This window comes from Acetobacter sp. DsW_059 (genome assembly GCF_002153695.1).
Classification (GTDB): domain Bacteria; phylum Pseudomonadota; class Alphaproteobacteria; order Acetobacterales; family Acetobacteraceae; genus Acetobacter; species Acetobacter thailandicus.
Genome location: NZ_JOPI01000148.1, coordinates 1 through 516, shown reverse-complemented (window position 1 = coordinate 516; position 516 = coordinate 1). Strand labels below are relative to the sequence as shown.

At 50.4% G+C, this 516-nt stretch carries 2 protein-coding genes; both read right to left on the bottom strand.

Annotation, left to right across the window (positions count from 1 at the left end):
• On the bottom strand, window positions 1-280 hold a 280-nt coding region (locus HK25_RS12350), incomplete at its 3' end, for a DUF2612 domain-containing protein (RefSeq protein WP_143296021.1).
• Window positions 277-516 (bottom strand): hypothetical protein (locus HK25_RS13180; RefSeq protein WP_198945991.1); only part of this gene is annotated, 240 nt, incomplete at its 5' end. The genes HK25_RS12350 and HK25_RS13180, both read right to left, overlap by 4 nt.

The window sequence follows — 516 nt, the reverse complement described above, 5'->3', positions numbered from 1 at the left end:
CCCACCAGACACCCTGATCCCATCCAACGCCGGATACATCCCAGGAAAAGTAAACGTCGATTGCCAGTGCAACGTATCGTGACAGGCCTACCCACAACCCTACCACGTCGAGTTGTGCTCCTTCTGCGTTATCCAGATCGTAAAGTTCCCAGGCCTGATTGCAGAGGGCTATCTGATCGGCATACCCCTGACAGGATAAGGAAACAGTCTGGACGAACTTTGATTTGTCCTGATGTTCAGTGGTTATCAGGCCGGTAAAGCTGTCAGTTGATACGCTCATGAGGCGTTAACCGTTACATTCGCTGCAGTGCAGTTTGGACGCTCATTGAAGGATAATGCCAGATTGTCTGCGGAGACCGTGCTGGCAGAGGTGCCAATTTCAATACTCACGATATCGTAGGTCAGACCACCAGCTGCATCATCAAGTGTTGCCGGTTTATAGAGGCGAGTTGTGTATATTGTGCTGCCAATATTCTGAGCGGCAATATAGTCAGCAACAGCCTGAGCTGCAGAAGA